Origin of the sequence: Hydrogenophaga sp. NH-16 (genome assembly GCF_004006415.1) — a bacterium.
Lineage (GTDB): Bacteria > Pseudomonadota > Gammaproteobacteria > Burkholderiales > Burkholderiaceae_C > Hydrogenophaga > Hydrogenophaga pseudoflava.
Map to the genome: position 1 here is coordinate 3,238,523 of NZ_CP029344.1, position 19,870 is coordinate 3,258,392.

Here is a 19,870-nt window from a genome sequence, read left to right on the forward strand (position 1 = left end):
CTCATGAACAACGTTGTTGAATCCCCCGTGACCCTGCACCGCCCGGCCAAGGCCGTGCCGGCCACCGAAGGCCGCTGGTCCGTGGCCGACGTGCAGGCCCTGCTGGACCTGCCATTGCCCGAGCTGATGCACCGCGCGCAGACCGTGCACCGCGAGCACCACGACCCGACCCACATGGAGCTGGCGACGCTGCTGTCGATCAAGACCGGTGGCTGCCCTGAGGACTGCGGCTACTGCCCGCAGTCGGTGCACTACGAAACCGGTGTGGCGGCCAGCAAGATGATGACCGCCGAGGACGTGCGCGAAGCCGTGTTGGGCGCCAAGGCGGCCGGTGCGTCGCGCTTCTGCATGGGCGCGGCCTGGCGCGCGCCGAATGACCGCGACCTTGAGAAGGTCGAGGAGCTGGTGCGCGTGGTCAAGGACGAAGGCCTGGAGGCCTGCTGCACCCTGGGCATGCTCTCCGGTGACCAGGCGCAGCGCCTGAAGGACGCGGGCCTGGACTACTACAACCACAATCTGGACACCGCGCCCGAGCTGTACGGCGACGTCATCAGCACGCGCGACTACCAGGACCGCCTGGACACCCTGGGCCATGTGCGCGAGGCCGGCATCCATGTCTGCAGCGGCGGCATCGTGGGCATGGGCGAATCGCGCGCCGGCCGCGCGGGCCTGATCGCGCAGCTGGCCAACCTGGCGCCGTACCCCGAGTCGGTGCCGATCAACCACCTGGTCAAGGTGCCGGGCACGCCGCTGGCGGACGAGCCCGATCTGGACCCGCTCGAATTCGTGCGCACTGTCGCCGTGGCCCGCATCACCATGCCCAAGGCCAAGGTGCGCCTGTCGGCCGGCCGCCGGCAGATGGCCGAATCGACCCAGGCGCTGTGCTTCCTGGCCGGTGCCAATTCCATCTTCTACGGCGACAAGCTGCTGGTGACCGGCAACGCCGATGTGGAGGCGGACCAGGATCTGCTCAAGCGCATGGGCATGCACACCACCCGCGCCCACGCCTGATCTTCTGATGGACTTCGCCGGCCTGCCCACCCCCGATGCCGCTGTGCTGGCTGGCGCGGTGCTGGTCGCGCTGGCGCTGGACCGGTTGTTCGGCGAACCACCGGTGCGGCTGCACCCGGTGGTGGCCATGGGGCACTTCCTGGGTGCGGTCGGGCGGCGGGTGTCGCGTGCGGCCGGTGCCCCTGCGCGGCCGATGGTGGAGTTCTGGGGCGGTGCGCTGGGCTGGTGTGCCGGTGCGGTGCTGGTGGTGGCGCTGGCGTTCGCCGCCGGGTGGGCGATGGAAGAGCTGCATCCGCTGGCGCAGGTGGCCCTGCTGGGTGTGCTGCTCAAACCCATGCTGTCCTGGCGCATGCTGCGCGACGAGGTGCGGGCGGTGGAAGCGGCCCTGGCCGAATCGCTGGCCGCCGGGCGCCATCGCGTGGGCTGGCTCGTCAGCCGCGACGTCACCGCCCTGAGCGAACCGCAGGTGCGTGAGGCGGCGGTGTCCACGCTGGCCGAAAACCTCAACGACTCGGTGGTCGCGCCGCTGTTCTGGTTCGCCATCGCCGGCCTGCCGGGTGCGGCGCTCTACCGCTTCGCCAACACCGCCGACGCCATGTGGGGCTACCGGGGCGAACGCGGAGGCCGCGACTGGACCTGGGCGGGCAAGTGGGCCGCGCGGGTGGACGACGCGCTGTCCTGGCTGCCGGCGCGCCTCACCGCGCTGCTGATCGCGCTGCCGACCGTGGGCCGCGGCTGGTCGGCCGTGGTGGCCAACGCCGGCCTCACGCCGTCGCCCAACGGCGGCTGGCCCATGGGCGCGCTGGCCGTGGGCCTGGGCATCCGGCTGGCCAAACCCGACGTGTACGAACTCAACGGCCAGGGCAGGGCGCCGCTGGCCACCGACACGGCGCGCGCGCTGCGACGCTGTGGACAGGTGGTGGCGGTGCTGGCGCTGCTGGCGGGCGGTGTGTTGGCTTTGTCGCTGGGGGGCCAGCCATGACGGCGCGCTTCCACGGTGGGCCGGACGCCCAGGGCGTCGCGCGCTGGGACTTTTCCAGCAACGCCAACGCCTGCGGGCCGTGCCCGATGGCGCTGCAGGCGGTGCAACGCGCGGATGCCGTGCACTACCCCGACCCGGCCTACACCCGGCTGCGCGCCGCGCTGGCAGACCTGCACGGCGTGGCGCCCTGGCGCGTGCTGCTGGCCGCCAGCGCCAGCGAATGCGTTCAGCGCCTGACAGCCTGGCGCTGGCGCCTGGGCGACCGCCGTTTCTGGACGCCGCCGCATGCCTACGGCGACTACGCCCATGCGGCGTCGGCCTGGGGGCTGGAACGGGTGAACGATCCCGGGCAGGCACCGCTGGCCTGGCTCTGCGACCCCGGCAGCCCGCTGGGGCAGGGCGAATCGGCCGAGGTGGTGCGGGCCCTGTTGAACCACACGCCGCGCACGGTGGTGCTGGACCGTGCCTACGCACCGCTGCGGCTGCGGGGGCACAGTGCGCTGGATGCTGCGCAACTCGACCGCGTGTGGCAGCTCTGGTCGCCCAACAAGGCCCTGGGCATGACGGGTGTGCGCGCTGCCTACGCCATTGCGCCGCTGGGTGCGCACGCCGACGTCGCCGAACTGGACGCGCTCGCTGCGTCCTGGCCCATCGGTGCGCACGGTGAGGCCATGCTGCTGGCCTGGACCACGTCCGGGGTGCAAGACTGGGTGGCCGCGAGCCGCCACACGCTGGCCGACTGGGCGGGTGCCCTGCGCGCCATGCTGGCGGCACACGGTTGGACCTGCACGCCCAGCGACACCGCCTACGGCAGTGCCAGGCCGCCGCAACCCATTGAGGCCGCCGCCTTGCGTGAGCGGGGCATCAAGCTGCGCGACGCCACCTCGTTCGGCCTGCCGGGCTGGTGGCGGCTGAGCGCGCAGCGCCCCGACGCGCTGGCCGCTTTGGAAGCGGCCTTATGTGCGCTTGAAACGAACGTGGAGACCTCGGAATGACCGCGGTGTGTGTGATGGTGCTGGGCACGACCAGCGGCGCCGGCAAGAGCTGGCTGACGACGGCGCTGTGCCGCCACTACGCCCGCCAAGGCCTCAAGGTGGCGCCCTTCAAGGCGCAGAACATGAGCAACAACGCGCGGGTGGTGGCCGGGGTGGCGGGTGCACAAGGCGAGATAGGAAGCGCCCAGTACTTCCAGTCGCTCGCCGCGAAAGCCGACCCAGACGTCCGCATGAACCCGCTGCTGCTCAAGCCAGAGGCCGACACGCGCAGCCAGGTGGTGCTGATGGGCGAGGTGCACCGCGCACTCAGCGACATGCCCTGGCGCGGCCGCAGCGAGACCGTCTGGCCGCACATCGCGGCGGCGCTGGACGCGCTGCGCGAAGAAAACGACGTGGTAGTGATCGAAGGCGCGGGATCGCCGGCCGAGATCAACCTGCACGCCAGCGACATCGTGAACATGCGCGTCGCGCGCCACGCCGACGCGCGCTGCCTGCTGGTGACCGACATCGACCGCGGCGGCGCCTTCGCCCACCTCTACGGCACCTGGGCCCTGCTGCCCGAGGACGAGCGCGCACTCATCAAAGGCTTCGTGCTCAACAAGTTCCGGGGCGACGCCAGCCTGCTGGCGCCCGCGCCGCAGATGCTGCAAGACCTGACCGGCGTGCCGGTGGTGGCAACGCTGCCCATGTGGTGGCAGCACGGCCTGCCCGAGGAAGATGGCGTCTTCGATGACAAGACACGCGCGGCGGGTGCGGTGCAGACCACCATCGCTGTGATTGCCTGGCCGCGCATCAGCAACCTCGACGAGTTCCAGCCGCTCAAGAACGTGCCGGGCGTGCGCCTGGTCTGGGCGCGCACGCCGGCCGACTGCGCGGGCGCGGACTGGATCGTGCTGCCCGGTTCCAAATCGACCGCGGCCGACCTGGCCTGGCTGCGCGCGCAGGGGCTGGACCAGGCCGTGGCCCATCACGCGGCACAGGGCCGGGCGGTGCTGGGCATCTGCGGCGGGCTGCAGGTGCTGGGCGAGGCGCTGATCGACACCCATGGCATCGACGGCAACGCACCCGGCCTGGGCCTGCTGCCGCTGGTGACGGCCTTCGACGCCGAGAAAACCGTGCGCCGGACGACGGCGGCGTTCGGTGAACTTGGTGGCGCGTGGCAGGCGCTCTCGGGTGTCACCGCCGCCGGCTACGAAATCCACCACGGGCAGACCGCGCAGCACCCGGCCATGGCCGCCAAGGGCGACATCGCCCGCGAAGTGATGCCCGGCCTGGCCTGGCAGAACGCGGCGGGCAACGTGCTGGGCTGCTACCTGCACGGCCTGTTCGAAAACCCGGCGGTGCTGCGCGCGCTGTTCGGCGCCCGTGTGCCCACGCTGGACACCGTGTTCGACGGGCTGGCTGATTTTCTTGAACAACATGTCGAGCCCGGTGTGCTCGATGCCCTCATTCACAAGGACTGAACCATGCATTTCCCAATCCCCGTCCTCGACGACGTCACCCAGACCGAGCTGGCCGCGCGCCTGCAGCACCTGCTGGACAACAAGACCAAGCCGGTCGGCTCCCTGGGCCAGATCGAGCGCCTGGCGCAGCGCATCGGCCTCATCCTGGGCAGCGAGGCGCCCGAGCTGCGGGACCCGCAGCTGGTGGTGTTCGCGGGTGACCACGGCCTGGCCGCACGCGGCGTCTCGGCCTACCCGAGCGACGTGACCTGGCAGATGGTCGAGAACTTCCTGGCCGGCGGCGCGGCGGTGAGCGTGCTGGCCCGCCAGAACGGCATCGGCCTCACGGTGGTCGACTGCGGTGTGCGGCACGACTTTGCGCCGCGACCCGGCCTGGTCATCAACAAGGTGGCGCCCGGCACCGCCGACGCGCTGGAGGGCCCGGCGATGAGCGCCGCCCAGTGCAATGTCGCGATCGCCAGCGGCGCCGCGCTGGTGAAGGACCTGCCGGGCAACGCGCTGCTGCTGGGCGAGATGGGCATCGGCAACACCTCGGCGGCCTCACTGCTGATGAGCCGCCTGGCCGGGCTCGACATCGTGGACTGCACGGGCGCGGGCACCGGGCTGGACGCTCCCGCGGTGCAGCGCAAGATCGGCATCCTGCGCCAGGTGCTGGCGCGCCACCCGGATGCGAAAGCCCCGCTGGACGCACTGACCGCTTTCGGTGGTTTCGAGATCGCCACCATGGTCGGCTCGGTGCTGCAGGCCGCGGCCGAGCGGCGCGTGATCGTGGTGGACGGCTTCATCGCCAGTTCGGCCGTGCTGGTGGCCAGCGCGCTTCAGCCGGCCGTACTGCAGCGCTGCGTGTTCGCCCACCAGTCGGGCGAGCGTGGTCACGCGCTGATGCTGGCGCACCTCAAGGCCGAGCCGCTGCTGGACCTGGGCCTGCGCCTGGGCGAAGGTTCCGGCGCCGCGCTGGCCTGGCCGCTGCTGATGAGCGCCTGCGCCATCCTGCGCGAGATGGCCAGCTTCGATTCGGCCGGCGTGTCGCGGCAGGACAGCGCCGAAACGGCGGTACGCTGAGGGCATGGCCTTCATCCGTCATTTCCTCATTGCCGTCCAGTTCTTCACCCGCATCCCGGTCACCGGGCGGCTGGCGGACTGGGTGGGTTTTTCGCCGGCCATGCTGCGCGCCAGCGCGGCGCATTTCCCCGGCGTGGGCTGGGTGGTGGGGCTGCCCACTGCGGTGGTGTTTGCCGCGGTCTGGTGGTGGCTGCCGGCGCAGCCTGCCGCGCCCTGGGTGGCGGCGCTGCTGAGCACCGTGTTCAGCGTGCTGCTGACCGGTGCGTTCCACGAGGACGGGCTGGCCGACCTCGCCGATGGCCTGGGCGGTTCGTCGAACCGCGAGCGCGCGCTGGAGATCATGAAAGACTCGCGCATCGGCAGCTTCGGGGCGATTGCGCTGGTGCTGGCGCTGTTCTCGAAGGTGGCGGTGCTGGCCCTGATCGCGCAGTCGGGCGGGGCGCTGCTGGCCGCGGTGGCGCTGTTCGCCGGCCACGTCACCTCGCGCCTGATGCCGCTGTTCGTCATCCACACGATGCAGCACGTGGGCGACACGCCCAACTCCAAATCCAAGCCGCTGGCCGAGAGCATCGGGCGCGGCGCGCTGGCGGTGGGCGTGCTCTGGTGGGCGCTGGCCATGGCACTGGCGGTGGCGCTGCTGCCGTCGGTGCGCTGGGCGCAGGCGGTGCTAGGCGCGCTGCTGGGGCTGCTGTGGATGGGCCGGCTGCTGCGCCGACGGTTGCAGGGCTTCACGGGTGACGGCCTGGGTGCCACGCAGCAGGTCAGCGAGATCGCGTTCCTGTTCGCACTGTCGCTGTCCCTGCCCGCCGCAGTGCCATGAAGCTCTGGCTGCTGCGCCATGCGCGGGTGGTGCTGCCGCCGGGCCTGTGCTACGGCGCCAGCGACGTGCCGGCCGACGAAGCCCTGACCGCCGAGGCGGCGCAGGCCATCGCACCGCTGCTGCCGATCGGCCTGCCGGTGCGGGTGTCGGACCTGGGGCGGGCGCAGCAGCTGCACCAGGCCTTGCGGGCGCACCGCCCCGACCTGGGCGTGGCACAGACCGACCCTCGCATCCGCGAGATGGACTTCGGCACCTGGGAGCAGATCGCCTGGGACGCCGTGCCCCGCACTGCGTTCGACACCTGGATGGCCGACTTCGCCCTGCACCGCTTCGGCGGCGCCGAGAGCGTGCACGAGCTGATGGACCGGGTGGCCGACGCGCTGGACGACACCCGCGCGACTGTTGGCGAGGGCGGCGAGGCGCTGTGGATCACCCACGCGGGCGTGATCCGCTCGGCGATGCATCTCGCGCAGCACGAGCGCCGCCCCATCGCATCCGCCAGGGAATGGCCGCGTGACGCACCCCAGACGGGCGAGTGGATGGTGCTCGAGGTCTGAGGCGCAGGTCGGCCGCGAGAGGGCACACTCGGGTCTATGGATGGTTCCCGTTTCGCGTCGTTCAGCCCGGTTGACCGCATGAAGGCCCTGGCGCTGGGTTTGCTGCTGCTGGCGGCCGGGGTGTACGTGGGCGCCACGCTGATGGAGCCGCGCCATGTCGCATGGGGCTATGTCGCGGCAGCGGCCGAGGCCGCGATGGTGGGGGCGCTGGCCGACTGGTTTGCGGTTGTCGCGCTGTTCCGCCATCCACTGGGACTGCCCATTCCGCACACGGCGATCATCGTGTCCAACAAGGACCGTCTGGGCGCGCAGCTGGCGCGGTTTCTCGGCACGCACTTCCTCACCGCCGAGCATGTGCAGCCCATGCTGGCGCGCTGGGACCTGGCGCAGGAGCTGGGGCAGTGGCTGGAACAGCCCGAATCGGCCCAGCGGGTGGGACGGTGGATGCAGCAGTCCATCCCCGCTGTGCTCGGCGCGCTGGACCAGAGCGATGTCCGGCAATGGATCGCCGGCCTGGCGCAGCGTCTGTTGAGGCAGGTGGACGTGGCCACGCTGGGCGGCCAGGCGCTGGCGGCGCTCACCCGCGACGGGCATCACCAGCAGTGGTTGGACGGTCTGCTGCAGCAGATGGCGCGATGGGCGGAGCAGGCGTCGGTGCAGGAGCAGCTCACCGATCGCATCGCGCGGGAGCTCAAGGAACTCAAATACGTCGGACTGGACCAGATGGCCGCCCGCCTGGCCACGCGCAAGCTGGTGGCCGCGCTCACGCACACGCTCTCCGACGTGGCGGCCGACCCGGAGCACGAGTTGCGCCGCCGTTTCGACGACTGGATGGCCGACGCCATCGAGCGCCTGCAGACCGATGCCGACTGGCAACAGCGGGTGGCGGTCTGGCGCGATGCCTGGCTGGACCAGCCGCAGTGGAGTCAGCCGATCGAGGCCTGGTGGCACGAGGTGTTGAAGCGCCTGCGCGAGGAAGCGGCCCGGCCCGAGTCCGACCTGGGAGCCCGCTGCGCGCAGGTGGCGCACGCGGCGGGCCGGCAACTGCTGGCCGATGATTCCTTGCGCGACTGGCTCAACACGCAGGCGCACCAGGTGCTGCTGCGCGTGCTGGAGGCCAGCCGCGAAGCCATCGTCGGCTTCGTGGCGCAGCGCGTGCAGGTCTGGGATGCGCAGGACATGAGCCGCGTGCTGGAAGAGCACATCGGGCGCGACCTGCAGTTCATCCGCATCAACGGCACCCTGGTGGGCGCGCTGGTGGGGCTGCTGCTGCACGCGCTCACGCAGGCACTGCTGTGAGCGCCGGTACCTGGGCAGGCGGGCCTCAGCCCGTCGTCTTGGGTCTGAAGTCGCAGCAGGCCGACACGGCGCACTGGTGGCACAGCGGCTTGCGCGCCTGGCAGACATAGCGCCCGTGCAGGATCAGCCAGTGGTGGGCGTCCACCAGGTACCTAGCCGGGATGCGTTGCAGCAGCTGCTGCTCCACCGCCAGCGGCGTTGTGCCCGGCGCCAGACCGGTGCGGTTGCCGACGCGGAAGATGTGCGTGTCCACCGCCATGGTCGGTTCGCCGAAGGCCACGTTGAGCACCACGTTGGCGGTCTTGCGGCCCACGCCGGGCAGGGCTTCGAGCGCCTCGCGGGTGCGCGGCACCCGTCCGCCGTGGCGCTCCACCAGGATGCGGCAGGTTTCCATCAGGTGCTTGGCCTTGCTGCGGTACAGGCCGATGGTCTTGATGTACGACTCCAGCCCTTCAAGGCCCAGGTCCAGGATCTGCTGCGGCGTGTGCGCCACCGGGAACAGCCGGCGTGTGGCCTTGTTGACGCCCACGTCGGTGGCCTGGGCCGAGAGCAGAACGGCGGCCAGCAGCTCGAACACGCTGGTGTATTCGAGTTCGGTGACGGGCTGCGGGTTGGCGGCCTGGAGGGTGGCGAAGAAGGTTTCGATCTGCGCGGGTGTCATGCCGCGCAGTGTAGTTCCGGGCTGGGCGCTACCATTTCGACACCTTTCAATTCCTCTTCAGAGACATCCGCATGAGCTTTGCCATCCCGTTTGCCGACCGCCTGAACAACGTCGAAACCTCCGCCATCCGCGAACTTTTCAAGCTGCTGGGCAAGCCCGGCATCATCAGCTTTGCCGGGGGCTTTCCCGACAGCGCCATGTTCGATGTGGACGGCATCCGCGAAGCCGTCAATGCTGCGCTGACCGAAGAAGCCGGGGGCGCCCTGCAGTACGGCGCGACCGAGGGCTACAACCCGCTGCGCGAACAGCTCGCCGCCTTCATGACCAGCAAGGGCAGCCAGGGCGTGACGGCGAACGACCTGATCGTCACCACCGGCAGCCAGCAGGCGCTGGATCTGCTGGGCAAGACCCTCATTTCCCCCGGCGACAAGGTGATCGTCGAAGGCCCGACCTTCCTGGCCACCATCCAGTGCTTCCGCCTGTACGGCGCCCAACTCGTGACGGCACCGGTGGACGGGCAGGGCGTGGACACCGACCGACTCGAACAGCTCATCGTGGAGCACAAGCCCAGATTCATCTACCTGATTCCCACCTTCGGCAACCCCAGCGGCGCCATGCTCAGCCTGGAGCGCCGCAAGCGCGTGCTGGAACTGGCGGTGCAGCACAACGTGCTGGTGGTGGAAGACGACCCCTACGGCGACCTGTACTTCGGCGATGTGCCACCGCCCAGCCTGCTGGCCCTGAGCGCCAGCGTGCCCGGCAGCCGCGAGCGCCTGGTGCACTGCGGCTCGCTGTCCAAGGTGCTGAGCCCCGGCCTGCGCGTGGGCTGGATGGTCGGCCCGGCCGAACTGCTGGCCAAGGCCACCATGTGCAAGCAGTTCAGCGACGCCCACACCAGCACCTTCGCCCAGGCCACGGCGGCGCAGTACCTCAAGGCCGGCCGCATGCCCGCCACCCTGGCCAAGGTGCGCGCGGTCTACGCCGAGCGCGCCGCCACCATGGGCAACGCCCTGCGCCGCGAACTGGGCGACGCGATTGAGTTCGTGCAGCCACAGGGTGGTCTGTTCGTCTGGGCCCGCCTCACGGGCGCGGGCGGCAAGGTGGCCGATGGCGGTGAACTCGCCAAACGCGCCATCGAAAAGGGCGTGGCCTTTGTGCCGGGTGCGCCCTTCTACGCGAACAACCCCGACCACGCGACCCTGCGCCTGTCGTTTGCGACGGTGGGGCTGGACAAGATCGAAGAAGGCGTGGGCCGGCTGGGTTCTGCCGTCTGAGCCTGATTGCCGGCGGATAGGCCGCGGGGTCTGCCGCCGGCGGGCTCAGGCCCCGGGCATCCGGGACCGGAGCAGGCTGTCGGGCAGGGTGCCCCGGAACATGGGGCGCAGCGATTCCAGCGCGCGGATCGCGTGCGATTCGTTGTGGCGCTGGCAGAGATCGGCGTACAGCTCGGCCCGTGCATACCAAAGGCCTTCCGCATCGCGGGTGTGTTGCAGCCGCTGGTGCAGCCGGGGGTTGTTCAGGCGCCCGTCCTCACCATGCAGGCGCAGCATGGCAAGGCGGATGCGCGCCACGTCGGCGTCGTTGTGGCGGACCTTCTCGACGCCCAGCAGCGACCCCAGGCCTTCGCGCAAGGTGCTTGACAGGGTCGAGAGGGTGGATAGAGGCCCTTGGAAGACGGAATGCTGGCGGCTCACCCGGCCAGATTACCCAATTTGCGGGAAGGTTTCGCCTATTCTCATGAAACCTTTTGTAGTCGTGTTACAGATCGGGCGGCTCAGTCGCCGGTGAACTGGGTGGCGTTCTTGCCCTGGAACGGCTGGTAGAAGGCCTTGATGCGCACCATGTCGGCGTCGATGTCGCCCGTCGGCTCGAACACCGGGCCCAGGCCGCTGCGTTTGGTCGCGTAGTCCATGTAGGCCAGGATGATGGGCACCCGGGCGGTGGTGGCGATGTAGTAGAAGCCGGTCTTCCAGTAGCGCGTCTTGCTGCGCGTGCCCTCGGGCGGCACGATCAGCTGCAGCGGGCCGTCGGCGTCCTGGATTGCCTGGGCCGAGGCGACGACCAGGTTGTTGGACTTCGAGCGGTCGACCGCGATACCGCCGAGCCAGCGCATCAGACCACCGAACGGGAAACGGAAGATGCTGGCCTTGCCCATCCAGTAGGGGTTCAGGCGCAGCGCGAACGCGACCATCAGGGTGTAGGGCAGGTCCCAGTTGCTGGTGTGCGGGGCGGCGATGAAGACGCTCTTGGCGGCACTGGGCGGCAGGTGGCCTTCGACGGTCCAGCCGGTGAGCCGCAGGAAGCCGGTCGACATCGCTCGCAGCAGGGGAGCGACCACCGGGGTGGTGAAGATGGTGCGGTGCATGGCGGGCGCTATTGTCGGTGACGCGGGCGCGACCGCCCTTGATCTGCGCCAAGCTACCATCGCCCGCTCGAATCACCCGAGGAGATCGCGACATGACGCAGACGCTGACCGTGCAGGATATCGAGGTCCTGATCGACGGCCAAGGACCGACCGTGGTCATGCTGCACGGCTGGCCCGATTCGCCCGCGCTGTGGGACGAGTCGGTGGCAGCGCTCCGGGACGGCTACCGCTGCGTGCGCTTCGCGCTGCCGGGCTACGACCTGGGCCGGCCGCCGCGCCCGGTGTCGGTGGATCAGATGTGCCAACTGGTGGCGGCCATCGTCGATGAGGTCAGCCCCGATCAGAAGGTGACCCTGATGCTGCACGACTGGGGCTGCTTCTTTGGCTATGAATATGCCGCGCGGCACACGGACCGGGTGTCCCGGGTGGTGGCCGCCGACATCGGCGACACCAACACCGGCGCTTACCTGAAGTCGTTGACCGCCAAAGAAAAGGCCATGATCGCGGGCTACCAGCTCTGGCTGGCCGTCGCCTGGAAGCTAGGGCCACTGCTGCCTGGTCTGGCCAACCGCATGACGCGCTGGATGGCTCGCACCATCGGCTGTCGCACCCCTGCGGCCGAAATCGCCTGGCAGATGAACTACCCCTACGCGATGCAGTGGTTTGGCACGCTGGGTGGCCTGCGCGGCGTGGCGCGGGTCGACAAGGTGTTCGGCCCGACGCTGCCCACGCTGTTCTTCTTCGGCAAGCGCAAGCCGTTCATGTTCCATTCCGCGCGCTGGCTGGCGCAACTCGCCACCACGCCGGGCAGCGCGGCCCATGGCCTGGACGCCGGGCACTGGCTCATGAAGCAGAAGCCCGAACAGTTCAACCGCACGGTGCGCGACTGGCTGGACCGTGCGCACGCCGCGACATGAACCCGACCGAGCTGGAGCGCTTGCTGACCGTAGAGATGCCCTATGGCAAGTACAAGGGCCGGGCGATTGCCGACGTGCCGGGGCAGTACCTCAACTGGTTCGCGCGCGAGGGCTTCCCGAAGGGCGAGCTGGGGCGCTTGATCGCCCTGATGCACGAAATCGACCACAACGGCCTGGATGAGCTGCTCACGCCGCTGCGCCACAGCCGGCCGCCTAAGGCGCGCGGGTCCTGAGCGCCTCGTGCACCACGGCCGCGGCCCAGGCGTCGTTGGCCGCGTAGATGAGCTGGCCCTCGGTCAGGCGCGGGTTGGCCCAGTTGGAGGTGGCGGCTTTCTTTGACTTGATGAAGCGCTGCCCGAACAGCACCGCCACCGCGCCCTTGACGCCCATGTCCTTGCGGTAGCCGCTCGCGCGGAACAGGTGGTTGAGCTCGATCACCCCGACCGGCTCGACGCCCAGCTTGGCGCGGATGCGTTTGGTGTCGTCGCCCAGACCGAAGCCGGCCTTGCTGTGTCCGGCCTCGGCCATCACCTGCGCGGCCAGGTCGCGGCTGGCGGGGTCGTGCAGCTGGAACACCCAGGCCTGCTCCGTCGTGGCCAGCTGCAGGATGTGCGGCCCGTCAGACACCTCGCCCTGCACGAAGGTGGGCTTGCTCTCGGTGTCGAAGCCCCAGTGGGCGTGGTCGCGCAGCGCCGCCACCGCCTCGCGCGCGGCCACCGCGGAGTTCACCAGCGCGATGCGGTCCAGGCCCAGGCGGGGGAATTCGGGCAGGAGGGCGATGTCGTCCTTGCTCGGTGTGGTGCGGGTGGTGTTCATGGGCAGGAGGTCGGGACGGCGCGGGATAATCGGGCATTGTGCCTGCCGCCCCGCCATGACCTACACCCTCAAGCTCTACGTGCCCGACGACACGCCGCCGGGCCAGCGCCAGGCCGCTGAACGCCTGTTCCGCGATGCGCTGGAGGCGGCGCTGGGCGATGCGGCGCTGGTGGCGCCGGTCTACCGCGCCTATCTGGGCATCGTGGCGCAGCACGGCGAGACGCCCGACCCCGAGGCGCTGACGGTCGAAGAGCGCACGGTGCTGGAGCACTGGCAGATGGCCGAAGCCGCGGCTCTGGAGGCTGTGTTCGGCCCGCACCGCCACCTGGACGAAGGCGGCTACGACATCGTGCTGCCCGCATAATCCGGGTCCGTTTCACGTCCTGCCGGGGCGAACGCACCCAACCCAAGGACATCCATGAGAAAAACCTACCCGCTGCGCCCCGAGGGCAAGCACCCCGACCGCGTGCTCGACGCCGTCAAGCACGACATCCGCAAATACCAGAAGCGCGAACGCCGCCGCGATCTGCCCGAGGGTGCGGACTTCTGGGACTTCGACTGCCGCTTCGGCGCCGACAAGGACAGCGCCCAGACCGTGCACCCGGGCGAGCTCATGAACCTGCTGGACGCCCTGGCCAAGGACGGCGCCACGCAGTGTTATGTGGAGCTGCTGGCCAAGCCCGGCGTGCGCAAGCCGCGCCCGGCGGGTACGACGCCCGAAGCTGCCGGTGAACAGACCAGCGACGAAGAGTAAGCGGTGTCGCCGCCGGGCCGCCCCAAGGCGAAACGCACTCCCTCAGGGGGCAGCGACCCGCGCAGCGGCGGAGCGTGGGGCTACGGTTTCGCTGCCTGTGCGCGCAGCTTGTCTTTTTTGCTCGGCCGCTTGCCCTTGACTCCGCCGTTGCCTGGCGCGGGCGGTGGCGGCGTTTCGGTCGGCTCGAAGCCTTCCACCGTTTCGAGCGGCAGGCTCAGGCCCTGGCGCTTCTCGATCAGGTGCCAGTGCGCCAGTTGCGCAGCGGTCACGAAGCTGACCGCCAGGCCGGCCTGACCCGCTCGGGCGGTGCGCCCGATGCGGTGCAGATGGTCCACCGCCGAGCGCGGCAGGTCGAAGTTCACCACCACCGGCAGACCGTCGATGTGGATGCCGCGCGCGGCCAGGTCGGTCGTCACCAGCACGTCCCAGCGCCCGGCCTTGAACTCGCCCAGCGTGGTCTGGCGTGCGCCCTGGCTCAGTCCGCCATGGAAGGCGGTGGCGTAGACCTCGCCGTGGTGCAGCTTGTTGGCTAGGCGCTCGGCCGCGTACTGCGTGGCCACGAACACCAGCACCGGCTTCCAGCCCTCGGTTTTCATCAGCTGCCGCAGCAGCTGGGTGCGCCGTTTCTCGTCGACCGCAAAGGCGCGCTGCTGCACCAGCGGTGCGTCGGCGTCATCGTCCGGCGTTGGCACGTCCACCCGCACCGGGTCGTGCAGCAGCTGCAGCGCCATGGTTTCGACCGCCGGTGGCACGGTGGCGGAGAACAGCAGGTTCTGGCGCTGCGTCGGCAGCAGGCCCCGCACACGCGCCAGTTCGTCGGCGAAACCCAGGTCGAGCAGACGGTCTGCCTCGTCCAGCACCAGCAGATCCACCGAATCCAGCCGCAGGCCGTTGTGGTCCACCAGGTCCAACAGCCGGCCAGGGGTGGCGACCACCACGTCGGCGCCACCGCGCAGCGCCATCAGCTGCGGGTTGATCGAGACGCCGCCGAAGGCGACGACCAGCTTCGGGCGCCGGGGCAGCGCCTGCGCCAGCGAGCGCAGCACCTCGCCGACCTGCGCGGCCAGTTCGCGCGTGGGCACCAGCACGAGTGCCCGCGTGCGGCGCGGCCCGGTGTCCGCCCGGTCCAGCCAGCGCTGCAGCAGGGGCAGGGCGTAGGCGGCGGTCTTGCCCGAGCCGGTGCGGGCGCTGGCGAGCAGGTCGCGACCGGCGAGCACCGGCGGGATGGCCTCGGCCTGGATCGGGGTGGGGGCGGCAAAACCCAGGTTGGCAGCGGCCTGGGCGAGAGCGGGCTCAAGGCCCAGAGAGAAAAACGGCATGGGGCGATTGTCGGCGACGCGCTACGATCCCGGCCCATGAAATCACGAGCTTCTTCCGGTGGCCTGGTCTATTCGACCGAATCGGGCCGCATGTGCCCCGGCTGCCGCCAGCCGGTGGCGGCCTGCCGCTGCGGCGAACCCGCTGTACCCAAGGGCGATGGCGTGCTGCGCGTCTCGCGCGAGACCAAGGGCCGGGGCGGCAAGGCCGTGACCGTGGTCAAGGGGGCGCTGCTCGATGCGGCGGGTCTGGCGGCGCTGGGCAAGCAGCTGCGCACGCTCTGCGGCACCGGCGGCACGGTGAAAGATGGCGTGATCGAGGTGCAGGGTGACCACGTCGAACGCGTGATCGAGGCGCTCAAGGCCCAGGGCCACACGGTCAAGCGCGCGGGCGGCTGAGCAGTCGCTGAGCGTTCAAGGCCAGCAGGCAGCAGGAAAAAATCCGGGTCAGCGGCTGCGCGCGAGGGTGGCGCTGGGGCTTTCGCCGTAGGCCTGCTGGTAGGCGGCGGCGAAGCGGCCGGGGTGCTCAAAACCCCATCGTGCGGCGGTCTGCAGCACGCGGGTGTCCGGGCCGGGGTGCAGCAGGTCGTGGCGCACGCGTTCCAGCCGCAGCCGGCGGATGTGGGCCATGGGCGTGGTGCCACGCTCGCGGGCGAACAGTTGCTGCACCAGGCGCACGCTGCTGTTGACCGCCCGCGCCAGGTCGGCCACGGTCAGCGGCTGGTCCAGGTGCGTTTCGATGTGATCCTCCAGTTGCCGCAGCCTGGGCACGGTCGCGCTGGCGGGCGCCCGGCTCACCGTGGCCGGCGCCCAGGCCACCCGCAGCAGCATGGCCAGCACATGGTCTTCCAGCATGGCCGTGTGCAGGCCCGTCGACGGGTGCTCACCGCCGGGCTGCAGCAGCGCGGCGAGGTAGTGCATCAGCTGCCACCAGTGCGCGCCCGAACCCTGGCGCAGGTCCAGCCGCGGCGCCAGCCGCAAGGTGGCGGCCGGTTCGCTGCCGCTGATGGCCGCCGCCACGTGTAGCAGCCGCTGGCGGTCGATGCGCAGCATGAACTGGTCGCAATGGCACGACCACTCCATGCGCACCGCGTCCTGCGGCGAGATCACCGTCGCTTCGCCCACAGCGCTGAGGTGCCGCGCGTTCTGGTGCCACACCGCCGCCTCGCCGGCCAGCGGCATCTGCACCAGGAAGAAGTCGTCCAGCCGGTCCGGGTCGATGCGCACCGCGGCGCCGTGGGCCAGCCGGTTGAGCGACACCGAAGGGCCGAGCGCGCGGTGGTGCATGCGGGCGCGCACGCGCTGCCGAGGGCCGATCACCGCCAGATCGTGCGGCTTGTAGATGCGCGCGATCTGCTCGCGCGTTTCGTCGAGGTCGTCGGAGGCCAGTACCGACAGCGGCGCCCAGGCCGCGCCTGCGGGCGCACTGCGGTCCAGCCAGGCGGGCGCGTGGGGCGGGGACGGGGCGGGGCTGGGGGCCATGCGCTGCATGCTAGTGATTACCCGGGGTTTTGCACTTATCGGATACCCGGGTTCGTTTCGCGGATGGTCTTGACCGCTGCCAGCTTCCAGAATGGCCCGGTTCGCCGTCCCACCCTGTTCACCCTTTTCAGGAGAAGCGCATGAGTCTGCAAACCAAGTACCTGCTCGACGAGAACCAGATGCCCAAGTTTTGGTACAACATCCAGGCCGACCTGCCCAAGGCGCTGCCGGCCGTGCTGCACCCCGGCACCCTGCAGCCCATCGGCCCGGACGACCTGGCGCCGCTGTTCCCGATGGAACTGATCCTGCAGGAGGTCAGCACCGAGCGCGAGATCGAGATTCCCGAGCCGGTGCGCGACATCTACCGGCTCTGGCGCCCGGCACCGCTGTACCGCGCCCACCGGCTGGAGAAGGCGCTGGGCACGCCGGCCAAGATCTTCTACAAGTACGAAGGCGTCAGCCCCGCCGGCAGCCACAAGCCCAACACCGCCATCCCGCAGGCCTTCTACAACAAGCAGGCGGGCGTCAAGCGCCTGACCACCGAGACCGGTGCCGGCCAGTGGGGCACCTCGCTGTCGTTCGCGGGCTCGCTGTTCGACCTCGAGGTGCTAGTGTTCCAGGTGCGCGTGTCCTACGACCAGAAACCCTACCGCCGCGCCGTGATGGAGACCTATGGCGCGCGCTGCCTGCCTTCTCCATCGAACCAGACCGAGTACGGTCGCAGCGTGCTGGCCCAGCGGCCCGACCATCCCGGCAGCCTCGGCATTGCGATCTCGGAAGCGGTCGAGCTGGCCGTGCAGCGCGAGGACACCAAGTACGCGCTGGGTTCGGTGCTCAACCACGTACTGATGCACCAGACCATCATCGGCCTGGAAGCCATGGAGCAGATGCAGATGGCCGACGCCTGGCCGGACGTGGTGGTGGGTTGCACCGGCGGCGGCTCCAACTTCGCGGGCATCGCCTTCCCCTTCATCGGCCATGCGCTGCGCGGTGGTCGGAAATCGCGCATCGTCGCGGTGGAGCCCGCGGCCTGCCCGTCGCTCACGCGCGGCAAGTACGCCTACGACTTCGGCGACACCGGCCACATGACGCCGCTGACCAAGATGCACACCCTGGGCAGCACCTTCACGCCGCCGGGCTTCCACGCCGGCGGCCTGCGCTACCACGGCATGGCGCCGCTGGTCAGCCACTGCAAGGAACTGGGCCTGCTCGAAGCCACCGCCTACACCCAAGGCCAGTGCTTCGAGGCCGGTGTGACTTTTGCGCGCGCCGAAGGCATCGTGCCCGCACCCGAGGCCAACCACGCGGTCAAGGGCGCCATCGAGGAGGCCCTACGCTGCAAGCGCGAGGGCAAGAGCGAGACCATTCTGTTCAACCTCTGCGGCCACGGCCATTTCGACATGGCGGCCTACCAGAAGTACTTCGCGGGCGAGCTCAAGGACGAGCAGTACGACGAGAAGGAGCTGGCGATGGCGCTGTCCGGTCTGCCCAGCGTGCCGGAACCGGCCTGATGAACTGAAAGGGGGCGGAGGGCCTCAGCGCGCCAGCCAGAGGCGCACCCGCAGCCCCCAGCCGCTGGTCAGGCCCACGGTCGGCCAGCGCAGCTCGCCTGTTGGCGTGATCACGGCAAAGGCCGGCACGGCGCCGAAGCCCAGCGCGCCCGGGATGGCCGACTGCGGATCGACCACGGTGTGCCAGGCCAGGCCGCGCGAGGCCATATAGCGGGACACCTTCTCGGGCGGCCCGGACTGCATGGCGACGGTGATCACCGGGTGGTCCTGCGTCAGGCCGTTCACCGTGCCCTGGATGGTCTTGCAGATCGGGCACCAGTCGGCCCAGACGTAGAGGCCGATGTTCCGGCCGGGGTGAGCCGCTTGCAGCGCGGCGATCTCGGCGCGCAGGCTGCTGGGCCGCGCGCCGCCGCCCGCCAGCACCGCCAGCGGTGCGTCCAACGCCGCACCGGGCAGCGGGCCACCGGCCACATCGCGCGTCTGCCAGAGCTGCACCGCCAGCAGCACACCCGCGAACAGCGCGAGGGAGCGGATGTGGCGCTTCCAGTCGCGCCGCAGGCCCGCCGCCCACGCACGAAGGCGGCTGGACAAGCTCATGCGTGGAACAGTTCGAGCAGGCGATCCAGCCCGCCCATGTCGATGGCGACCTTGGCCTGCGCCCGCACCTTGGGTTTGGCGCGGTAGGCCACCGACAGCCCGGCCACGCTCATCATCTCCAGGTCGTTGGCGCCGTCGCCCATGGCGATCGCCTGCGCCGGCGAGCAGCCGATCAGGCTGCAGGTGCGCAGCAGGGTTTCCTTCTTCATCGCGCCGTCGCAGATGTCGCCCCAGCTCTGGTCCAGCATGCGGCCGGTGAGCTGGCCGTTCACGATCTCCAGCTGATTGCTGCGCGCGAAATCGAGCGCCAGGCGGTCGCGCAGGCGCTCGGCGAAGTAGGTGAAGCCGCCGCTGACCAGCAGCACCTTCAGCCCGGCGGCCTTGCAGGCCAGCACCAGCTCGGCCGCACCGGGGTTCAGGCGCAGGCGCGAGCGGTAGACGTGTGCCAGGTGTTCCTCGGTCACGCCTTTGAGCAGGGCGACGCGCTGGCGCAGGCTCTCCTTGTAGTCGGTGATCTCGCCGCGCATCGCGGCCTCGGTGATCGCCGCCACTTCGGCCTTGCGGCCCGCGGCGTCGGCGATCTCGTCCACGCATTCGATGTTGATCAGCGTGGAGTCCATGTCGAACGCGATCAGTTTGAAGTCGCGCAGGTTCAGGGGCGGCTGGACGCCCTGCACGGTCAGGCCGGGGGCGAATTCGATGGAGGAAGTCATCCCGGAATTATCGCGGGAGCCGGGATGACGCCCCGATCAGGACTTGGCCGCCGGCAGCACCTTGGAGATGGTGCCGATCTGCTTGCGCAGGTCCGGCCCCACCAGGTCGGCCACCGACTGCTGGTCGCTGGTGACGGTCAGGCCCTGGGCCTGGAGCTTTGCCGTGACGTCGTCGGTGCTGGTGCCGGCGACCTGGGCCAGCACGCTGATCGGGGCTTGGGCGAGCGCGCGGACGGGTGGCGCGAAGCCGGGCTCGCTGCCGCTGCTGCCCCCCGCCGGAATGAAGCTCAGGGCCAGGACCAGGGCGAACGCGCCGATGACCACCCGGCCGGTGGTCTGTTTCAGGTAGCGCTTGAACGCGGGCATGTTCAGCAGCACGTGCAGGCCGACCCCGATCACCATGGCCCAGCTCAGCCATTCGTGGGCGGTCTTGTTCAGGCCCGAGTCGAGGTGGAAGAACATCAGCACGCCGGTGACGGCGGACAGCAAAAAGGCGCCCATGACGACGGGCGTGATCCAGGGGCGTTGGGCGGACAGGTTCATTGTTTT

At 70.1% G+C, this 19,870-nt stretch carries 24 protein-coding genes; 15 read left to right on the forward strand and 9 right to left on the reverse strand.

The genetic code is table 11. From position 1 onward, the window contains the following. The first annotated feature begins 3 nt into the window (after nt 1-3). Genes bioB through DD542_RS15640 form a run of 8 tightly spaced genes read left to right on the forward strand, consistent with a single transcriptional unit; the run spans nt 4 to nt 8,189 of the window. Nucleotides 4-1,011, forward strand: a complete 1,008-nt coding sequence (gene bioB, locus DD542_RS15605) for a biotin synthase BioB (RefSeq protein WP_127806263.1) — start codon at nt 4-6, stop codon at nt 1,009-1,011. 7 nt (nt 1,012-1,018) lie between these two features. Beyond that, on the forward strand, nt 1,019-1,993 hold the full coding sequence (cbiB, locus tag DD542_RS15610) for an adenosylcobinamide-phosphate synthase CbiB (protein ID WP_206610680.1): 975 nt from the start codon (nt 1,019-1,021) through the stop codon (nt 1,991-1,993). Beyond that, nucleotides 1,990-2,988, forward strand: coding sequence for an aminotransferase class I/II-fold pyridoxal phosphate-dependent enzyme (locus DD542_RS15615; RefSeq protein WP_127806265.1), 999 nt, complete (start codon nt 1,990-1,992; stop codon nt 2,986-2,988). The genes cbiB and DD542_RS15615 overlap by 4 nt, the downstream gene beginning before the upstream one ends. Then, nucleotides 2,985-4,451: a cobyric acid synthase gene (locus DD542_RS15620; RefSeq protein WP_127806266.1), complete on the forward strand. Its 1,467-nt coding sequence runs from the start codon at nt 2,985-2,987 to the stop codon at nt 4,449-4,451. Before DD542_RS15615 ends, DD542_RS15620 begins: the two co-directional genes overlap by 4 nt. A gap of 3 nt (nt 4,452-4,454) precedes the next feature. Continuing rightward, nucleotides 4,455-5,513 carry a nicotinate-nucleotide--dimethylbenzimidazole phosphoribosyltransferase gene (cobT, locus tag DD542_RS15625; RefSeq protein ID WP_066154451.1) on the forward strand — a complete coding sequence of 353 codons (1,059 nt, stop codon included), beginning with the start codon at nt 4,455-4,457 and terminating at the stop codon, nt 5,511-5,513. 4 nt (nt 5,514-5,517) lie between these two features. Beyond that, nucleotides 5,518-6,333 (forward strand): adenosylcobinamide-GDP ribazoletransferase, encoded by an 816-nt coding sequence (cobS, locus tag DD542_RS15630; RefSeq protein WP_127806267.1) that lies wholly within the window; start codon nt 5,518-5,520, stop codon nt 6,331-6,333. Next, nucleotides 6,330-6,890 (forward strand): histidine phosphatase family protein, encoded by a 561-nt coding sequence (locus DD542_RS15635; RefSeq protein WP_127806268.1) that lies wholly within the window; start codon nt 6,330-6,332, stop codon nt 6,888-6,890. Before cobS ends, DD542_RS15635 begins: the two co-directional genes overlap by 4 nt. A 36-nt stretch (nt 6,891-6,926) precedes the next feature. After that, a complete protein-coding gene (locus tag DD542_RS15640) occupies nt 6,927-8,189 on the forward strand; it encodes a DUF445 domain-containing protein (protein ID WP_127806269.1) in 1,263 nt (420 codons plus the stop codon). Nucleotides 8,190-8,214: 25 nt separating this feature from the next. Here DD542_RS15640 and nth read toward each other — a convergent pair whose 3' ends face one another. After that, a complete protein-coding gene (gene nth, locus DD542_RS15645; RefSeq protein WP_127806270.1) occupies nt 8,215-8,850 on the reverse strand; it encodes an endonuclease III in 636 nt (211 codons plus the stop codon). An 83-nt stretch (nt 8,851-8,933) separates the two neighbouring features. Between nth and DD542_RS15650 the strand changes: the two genes are divergently transcribed. Then, nucleotides 8,934-10,124 (forward strand): PLP-dependent aminotransferase family protein, encoded by a 1,191-nt coding sequence (locus DD542_RS15650; protein WP_127807412.1) that lies wholly within the window; start codon nt 8,934-8,936, stop codon nt 10,122-10,124. 45 nt (nt 10,125-10,169) lie between these two features. Here the strand turns inward: DD542_RS15650 and DD542_RS15655 are convergent, their stop codons facing one another. Both DD542_RS15655 and DD542_RS15660 read right to left on the reverse strand, forming a co-directional pair. Continuing rightward, entirely contained in the window at nt 10,170-10,481 is a 312-nt protein-coding gene (locus DD542_RS15655) for a hypothetical protein (protein WP_127806271.1), read from the reverse strand. Nucleotides 10,482-10,624: 143 nt separating this feature from the next. Next, nucleotides 10,625-11,215, reverse strand: a complete 591-nt coding sequence (locus DD542_RS15660) for a lysophospholipid acyltransferase family protein (RefSeq protein ID WP_127806272.1) — start codon at nt 11,213-11,215, stop codon at nt 10,625-10,627. Nucleotides 11,216-11,307: 92 nt separating this feature from the next. On the opposite strand from DD542_RS15660, the gene DD542_RS15665 reads away from it, so the two are divergent. Next, nucleotides 11,308-12,132: an alpha/beta hydrolase gene (locus DD542_RS15665; protein ID WP_127806273.1), complete on the forward strand. Its 825-nt coding sequence runs from the start codon at nt 11,308-11,310 to the stop codon at nt 12,130-12,132. Beyond that, nucleotides 12,129-12,365 carry a DUF3820 family protein gene (locus DD542_RS15670; protein ID WP_127806274.1) on the forward strand — a complete coding sequence of 79 codons (237 nt, stop codon included), beginning with the start codon at nt 12,129-12,131 and terminating at the stop codon, nt 12,363-12,365. The genes DD542_RS15665 and DD542_RS15670 overlap by 4 nt, the downstream gene beginning before the upstream one ends. Here DD542_RS15670 and DD542_RS15675 read toward each other — a convergent pair. Beyond that, on the reverse strand, nt 12,346-12,948 hold the full coding sequence (locus DD542_RS15675; protein WP_127806275.1) for a 3'-5' exonuclease: 603 nt from the start codon (nt 12,946-12,948) through the stop codon (nt 12,346-12,348). The genes DD542_RS15670 and DD542_RS15675 overlap by 20 nt on opposite strands. Before the next feature lie 55 nt (nt 12,949-13,003). Here DD542_RS15675 and DD542_RS15680 point away from each other — a divergent pair, with 55 nt between their 5' ends. Further along, the gene (locus DD542_RS15680) at nt 13,004-13,312 is read left to right on the forward strand and encodes a hypothetical protein (RefSeq protein ID WP_127806276.1); all 309 of its coding nucleotides are present in this window, start codon (nt 13,004-13,006) and stop codon (nt 13,310-13,312) included. Nucleotides 13,313-13,366: 54 nt separating this feature from the next. After that, nucleotides 13,367-13,702 (forward strand): DUF6172 family protein, encoded by a 336-nt coding sequence (locus tag DD542_RS15685; RefSeq protein WP_127806277.1) that lies wholly within the window; start codon nt 13,367-13,369, stop codon nt 13,700-13,702. An 80-nt stretch (nt 13,703-13,782) separates the two neighbouring features. Here the strand turns inward: DD542_RS15685 and DD542_RS15690 are convergent, their stop codons facing one another. Continuing rightward, nucleotides 13,783-15,021: a DEAD/DEAH box helicase gene (locus DD542_RS15690; protein WP_127806278.1), complete on the reverse strand. Its 1,239-nt coding sequence runs from the start codon at nt 15,019-15,021 to the stop codon at nt 13,783-13,785. A gap of 36 nt (nt 15,022-15,057) precedes the next feature. Between DD542_RS15690 and DD542_RS15695 the strand changes: the two genes are divergently transcribed. Continuing rightward, nucleotides 15,058-15,417, forward strand: coding sequence for a translation initiation factor Sui1 (locus DD542_RS15695; RefSeq protein WP_066154413.1), 360 nt, complete (start codon nt 15,058-15,060; stop codon nt 15,415-15,417). 48 nt (nt 15,418-15,465) lie between these two features. Here DD542_RS15695 and DD542_RS15700 read toward each other — a convergent pair whose 3' ends face one another. Beyond that, on the reverse strand, nt 15,466-16,500 hold the full coding sequence (locus DD542_RS15700; protein WP_164868413.1) for an AraC family transcriptional regulator: 1,035 nt from the start codon (nt 16,498-16,500) through the stop codon (nt 15,466-15,468). A gap of 140 nt (nt 16,501-16,640) precedes the next feature. Here DD542_RS15700 and DD542_RS15705 point away from each other — a divergent pair, with 140 nt between their 5' ends. Continuing rightward, nucleotides 16,641-18,011 carry a TrpB-like pyridoxal phosphate-dependent enzyme gene (locus DD542_RS15705; protein ID WP_206610681.1) on the forward strand — a complete coding sequence of 457 codons (1,371 nt, stop codon included), beginning with the start codon at nt 16,641-16,643 and terminating at the stop codon, nt 18,009-18,011. 24 nt (nt 18,012-18,035) lie between these two features. Here the strand turns inward: DD542_RS15705 and DD542_RS15710 are convergent, their stop codons facing one another. Genes DD542_RS15710 through DD542_RS15720 form a run of 3 tightly spaced genes read right to left on the reverse strand, consistent with a single transcriptional unit; the run spans nt 18,036 to nt 19,864 of the window. Next, nucleotides 18,036-18,608 (reverse strand): protein disulfide oxidoreductase, encoded by a 573-nt coding sequence (locus tag DD542_RS15710; protein ID WP_127806280.1) that lies wholly within the window; start codon nt 18,606-18,608, stop codon nt 18,036-18,038. Further along, the gene (gene serB / locus DD542_RS15715; protein ID WP_079366132.1) at nt 18,605-19,321 is read right to left on the reverse strand and encodes a phosphoserine phosphatase SerB; all 717 of its coding nucleotides are present in this window, start codon (nt 19,319-19,321) and stop codon (nt 18,605-18,607) included. Before serB ends, DD542_RS15710 begins: the two co-directional genes overlap by 4 nt. A gap of 36 nt (nt 19,322-19,357) precedes the next feature. Continuing rightward, complete coding sequence (locus tag DD542_RS15720; RefSeq protein ID WP_127806281.1) at nt 19,358-19,864, reverse strand: DUF4405 domain-containing protein; 507 nt, start codon at nt 19,862-19,864, stop codon at nt 19,358-19,360. Between the last annotated feature and the right edge of the window lie 6 nt (nt 19,865-19,870).

Excerpts from the sequence above, each read along its gene's own strand:
- bioB (WP_127806263.1), top strand. The coding sequence starts at position 4 with ATGAACAACGTTGTTGAATCCCCCGTGACCCTGCACCGCCCGGCCAAG.
- cbiB (WP_206610680.1), top strand. The coding sequence starts at position 1,019 with ATGGACTTCGCCGGCCTGCCCACCCCCGATGCCGCTGTGCTGGCTGGC.
- DD542_RS15615 (WP_127806265.1), top strand. The coding sequence starts at position 1,990 with ATGACGGCGCGCTTCCACGGTGGGCCGGACGCCCAGGGCGTCGCGCGC.
- DD542_RS15620 (WP_127806266.1), top strand. The coding sequence starts at position 2,985 with ATGACCGCGGTGTGTGTGATGGTGCTGGGCACGACCAGCGGCGCCGGC.
- cobT (WP_066154451.1), top strand. The coding sequence starts at position 4,455 with ATGCATTTCCCAATCCCCGTCCTCGACGACGTCACCCAGACCGAGCTG.
- cobS (WP_127806267.1), top strand. The coding sequence starts at position 5,518 with ATGGCCTTCATCCGTCATTTCCTCATTGCCGTCCAGTTCTTCACCCGC.
- DD542_RS15635 (WP_127806268.1), top strand. The coding sequence starts at position 6,330 with ATGAAGCTCTGGCTGCTGCGCCATGCGCGGGTGGTGCTGCCGCCGGGC.
- DD542_RS15640 (WP_127806269.1), top strand. The coding sequence starts at position 6,927 with ATGGATGGTTCCCGTTTCGCGTCGTTCAGCCCGGTTGACCGCATGAAG.
- nth (WP_127806270.1), bottom strand. The coding sequence starts at position 8,850 with ATGACACCCGCGCAGATCGAAACCTTCTTCGCCACCCTCCAGGCCGCC.
- DD542_RS15660 (WP_127806272.1), bottom strand. The coding sequence starts at position 11,215 with ATGCACCGCACCATCTTCACCACCCCGGTGGTCGCTCCCCTGCTGCGA.
- DD542_RS15665 (WP_127806273.1), top strand. The coding sequence starts at position 11,308 with ATGACGCAGACGCTGACCGTGCAGGATATCGAGGTCCTGATCGACGGC.
- DD542_RS15670 (WP_127806274.1), top strand. The coding sequence starts at position 12,129 with ATGAACCCGACCGAGCTGGAGCGCTTGCTGACCGTAGAGATGCCCTAT.
- DD542_RS15675 (WP_127806275.1), bottom strand. The coding sequence starts at position 12,948 with ATGAACACCACCCGCACCACACCGAGCAAGGACGACATCGCCCTCCTG.
- DD542_RS15680 (WP_127806276.1), top strand. The coding sequence starts at position 13,004 with ATGACCTACACCCTCAAGCTCTACGTGCCCGACGACACGCCGCCGGGC.
- DD542_RS15685 (WP_127806277.1), top strand. The coding sequence starts at position 13,367 with ATGAGAAAAACCTACCCGCTGCGCCCCGAGGGCAAGCACCCCGACCGC.
- DD542_RS15690 (WP_127806278.1), bottom strand. The coding sequence starts at position 15,021 with ATGCCGTTTTTCTCTCTGGGCCTTGAGCCCGCTCTCGCCCAGGCCGCT.
- DD542_RS15695 (WP_066154413.1), top strand. The coding sequence starts at position 15,058 with ATGAAATCACGAGCTTCTTCCGGTGGCCTGGTCTATTCGACCGAATCG.
- DD542_RS15700 (WP_164868413.1), bottom strand. The coding sequence starts at position 16,500 with ATGGCCCCCAGCCCCGCCCCGTCCCCGCCCCACGCGCCCGCCTGGCTG.
- DD542_RS15705 (WP_206610681.1), top strand. The coding sequence starts at position 16,641 with ATGAGTCTGCAAACCAAGTACCTGCTCGACGAGAACCAGATGCCCAAG.
- DD542_RS15710 (WP_127806280.1), bottom strand. The coding sequence starts at position 18,608 with ATGAGCTTGTCCAGCCGCCTTCGTGCGTGGGCGGCGGGCCTGCGGCGC.
- serB (WP_079366132.1), bottom strand. The coding sequence starts at position 19,321 with ATGACTTCCTCCATCGAATTCGCCCCCGGCCTGACCGTGCAGGGCGTC.
- DD542_RS15720 (WP_127806281.1), bottom strand. The coding sequence starts at position 19,864 with ATGAACCTGTCCGCCCAACGCCCCTGGATCACGCCCGTCGTCATGGGC.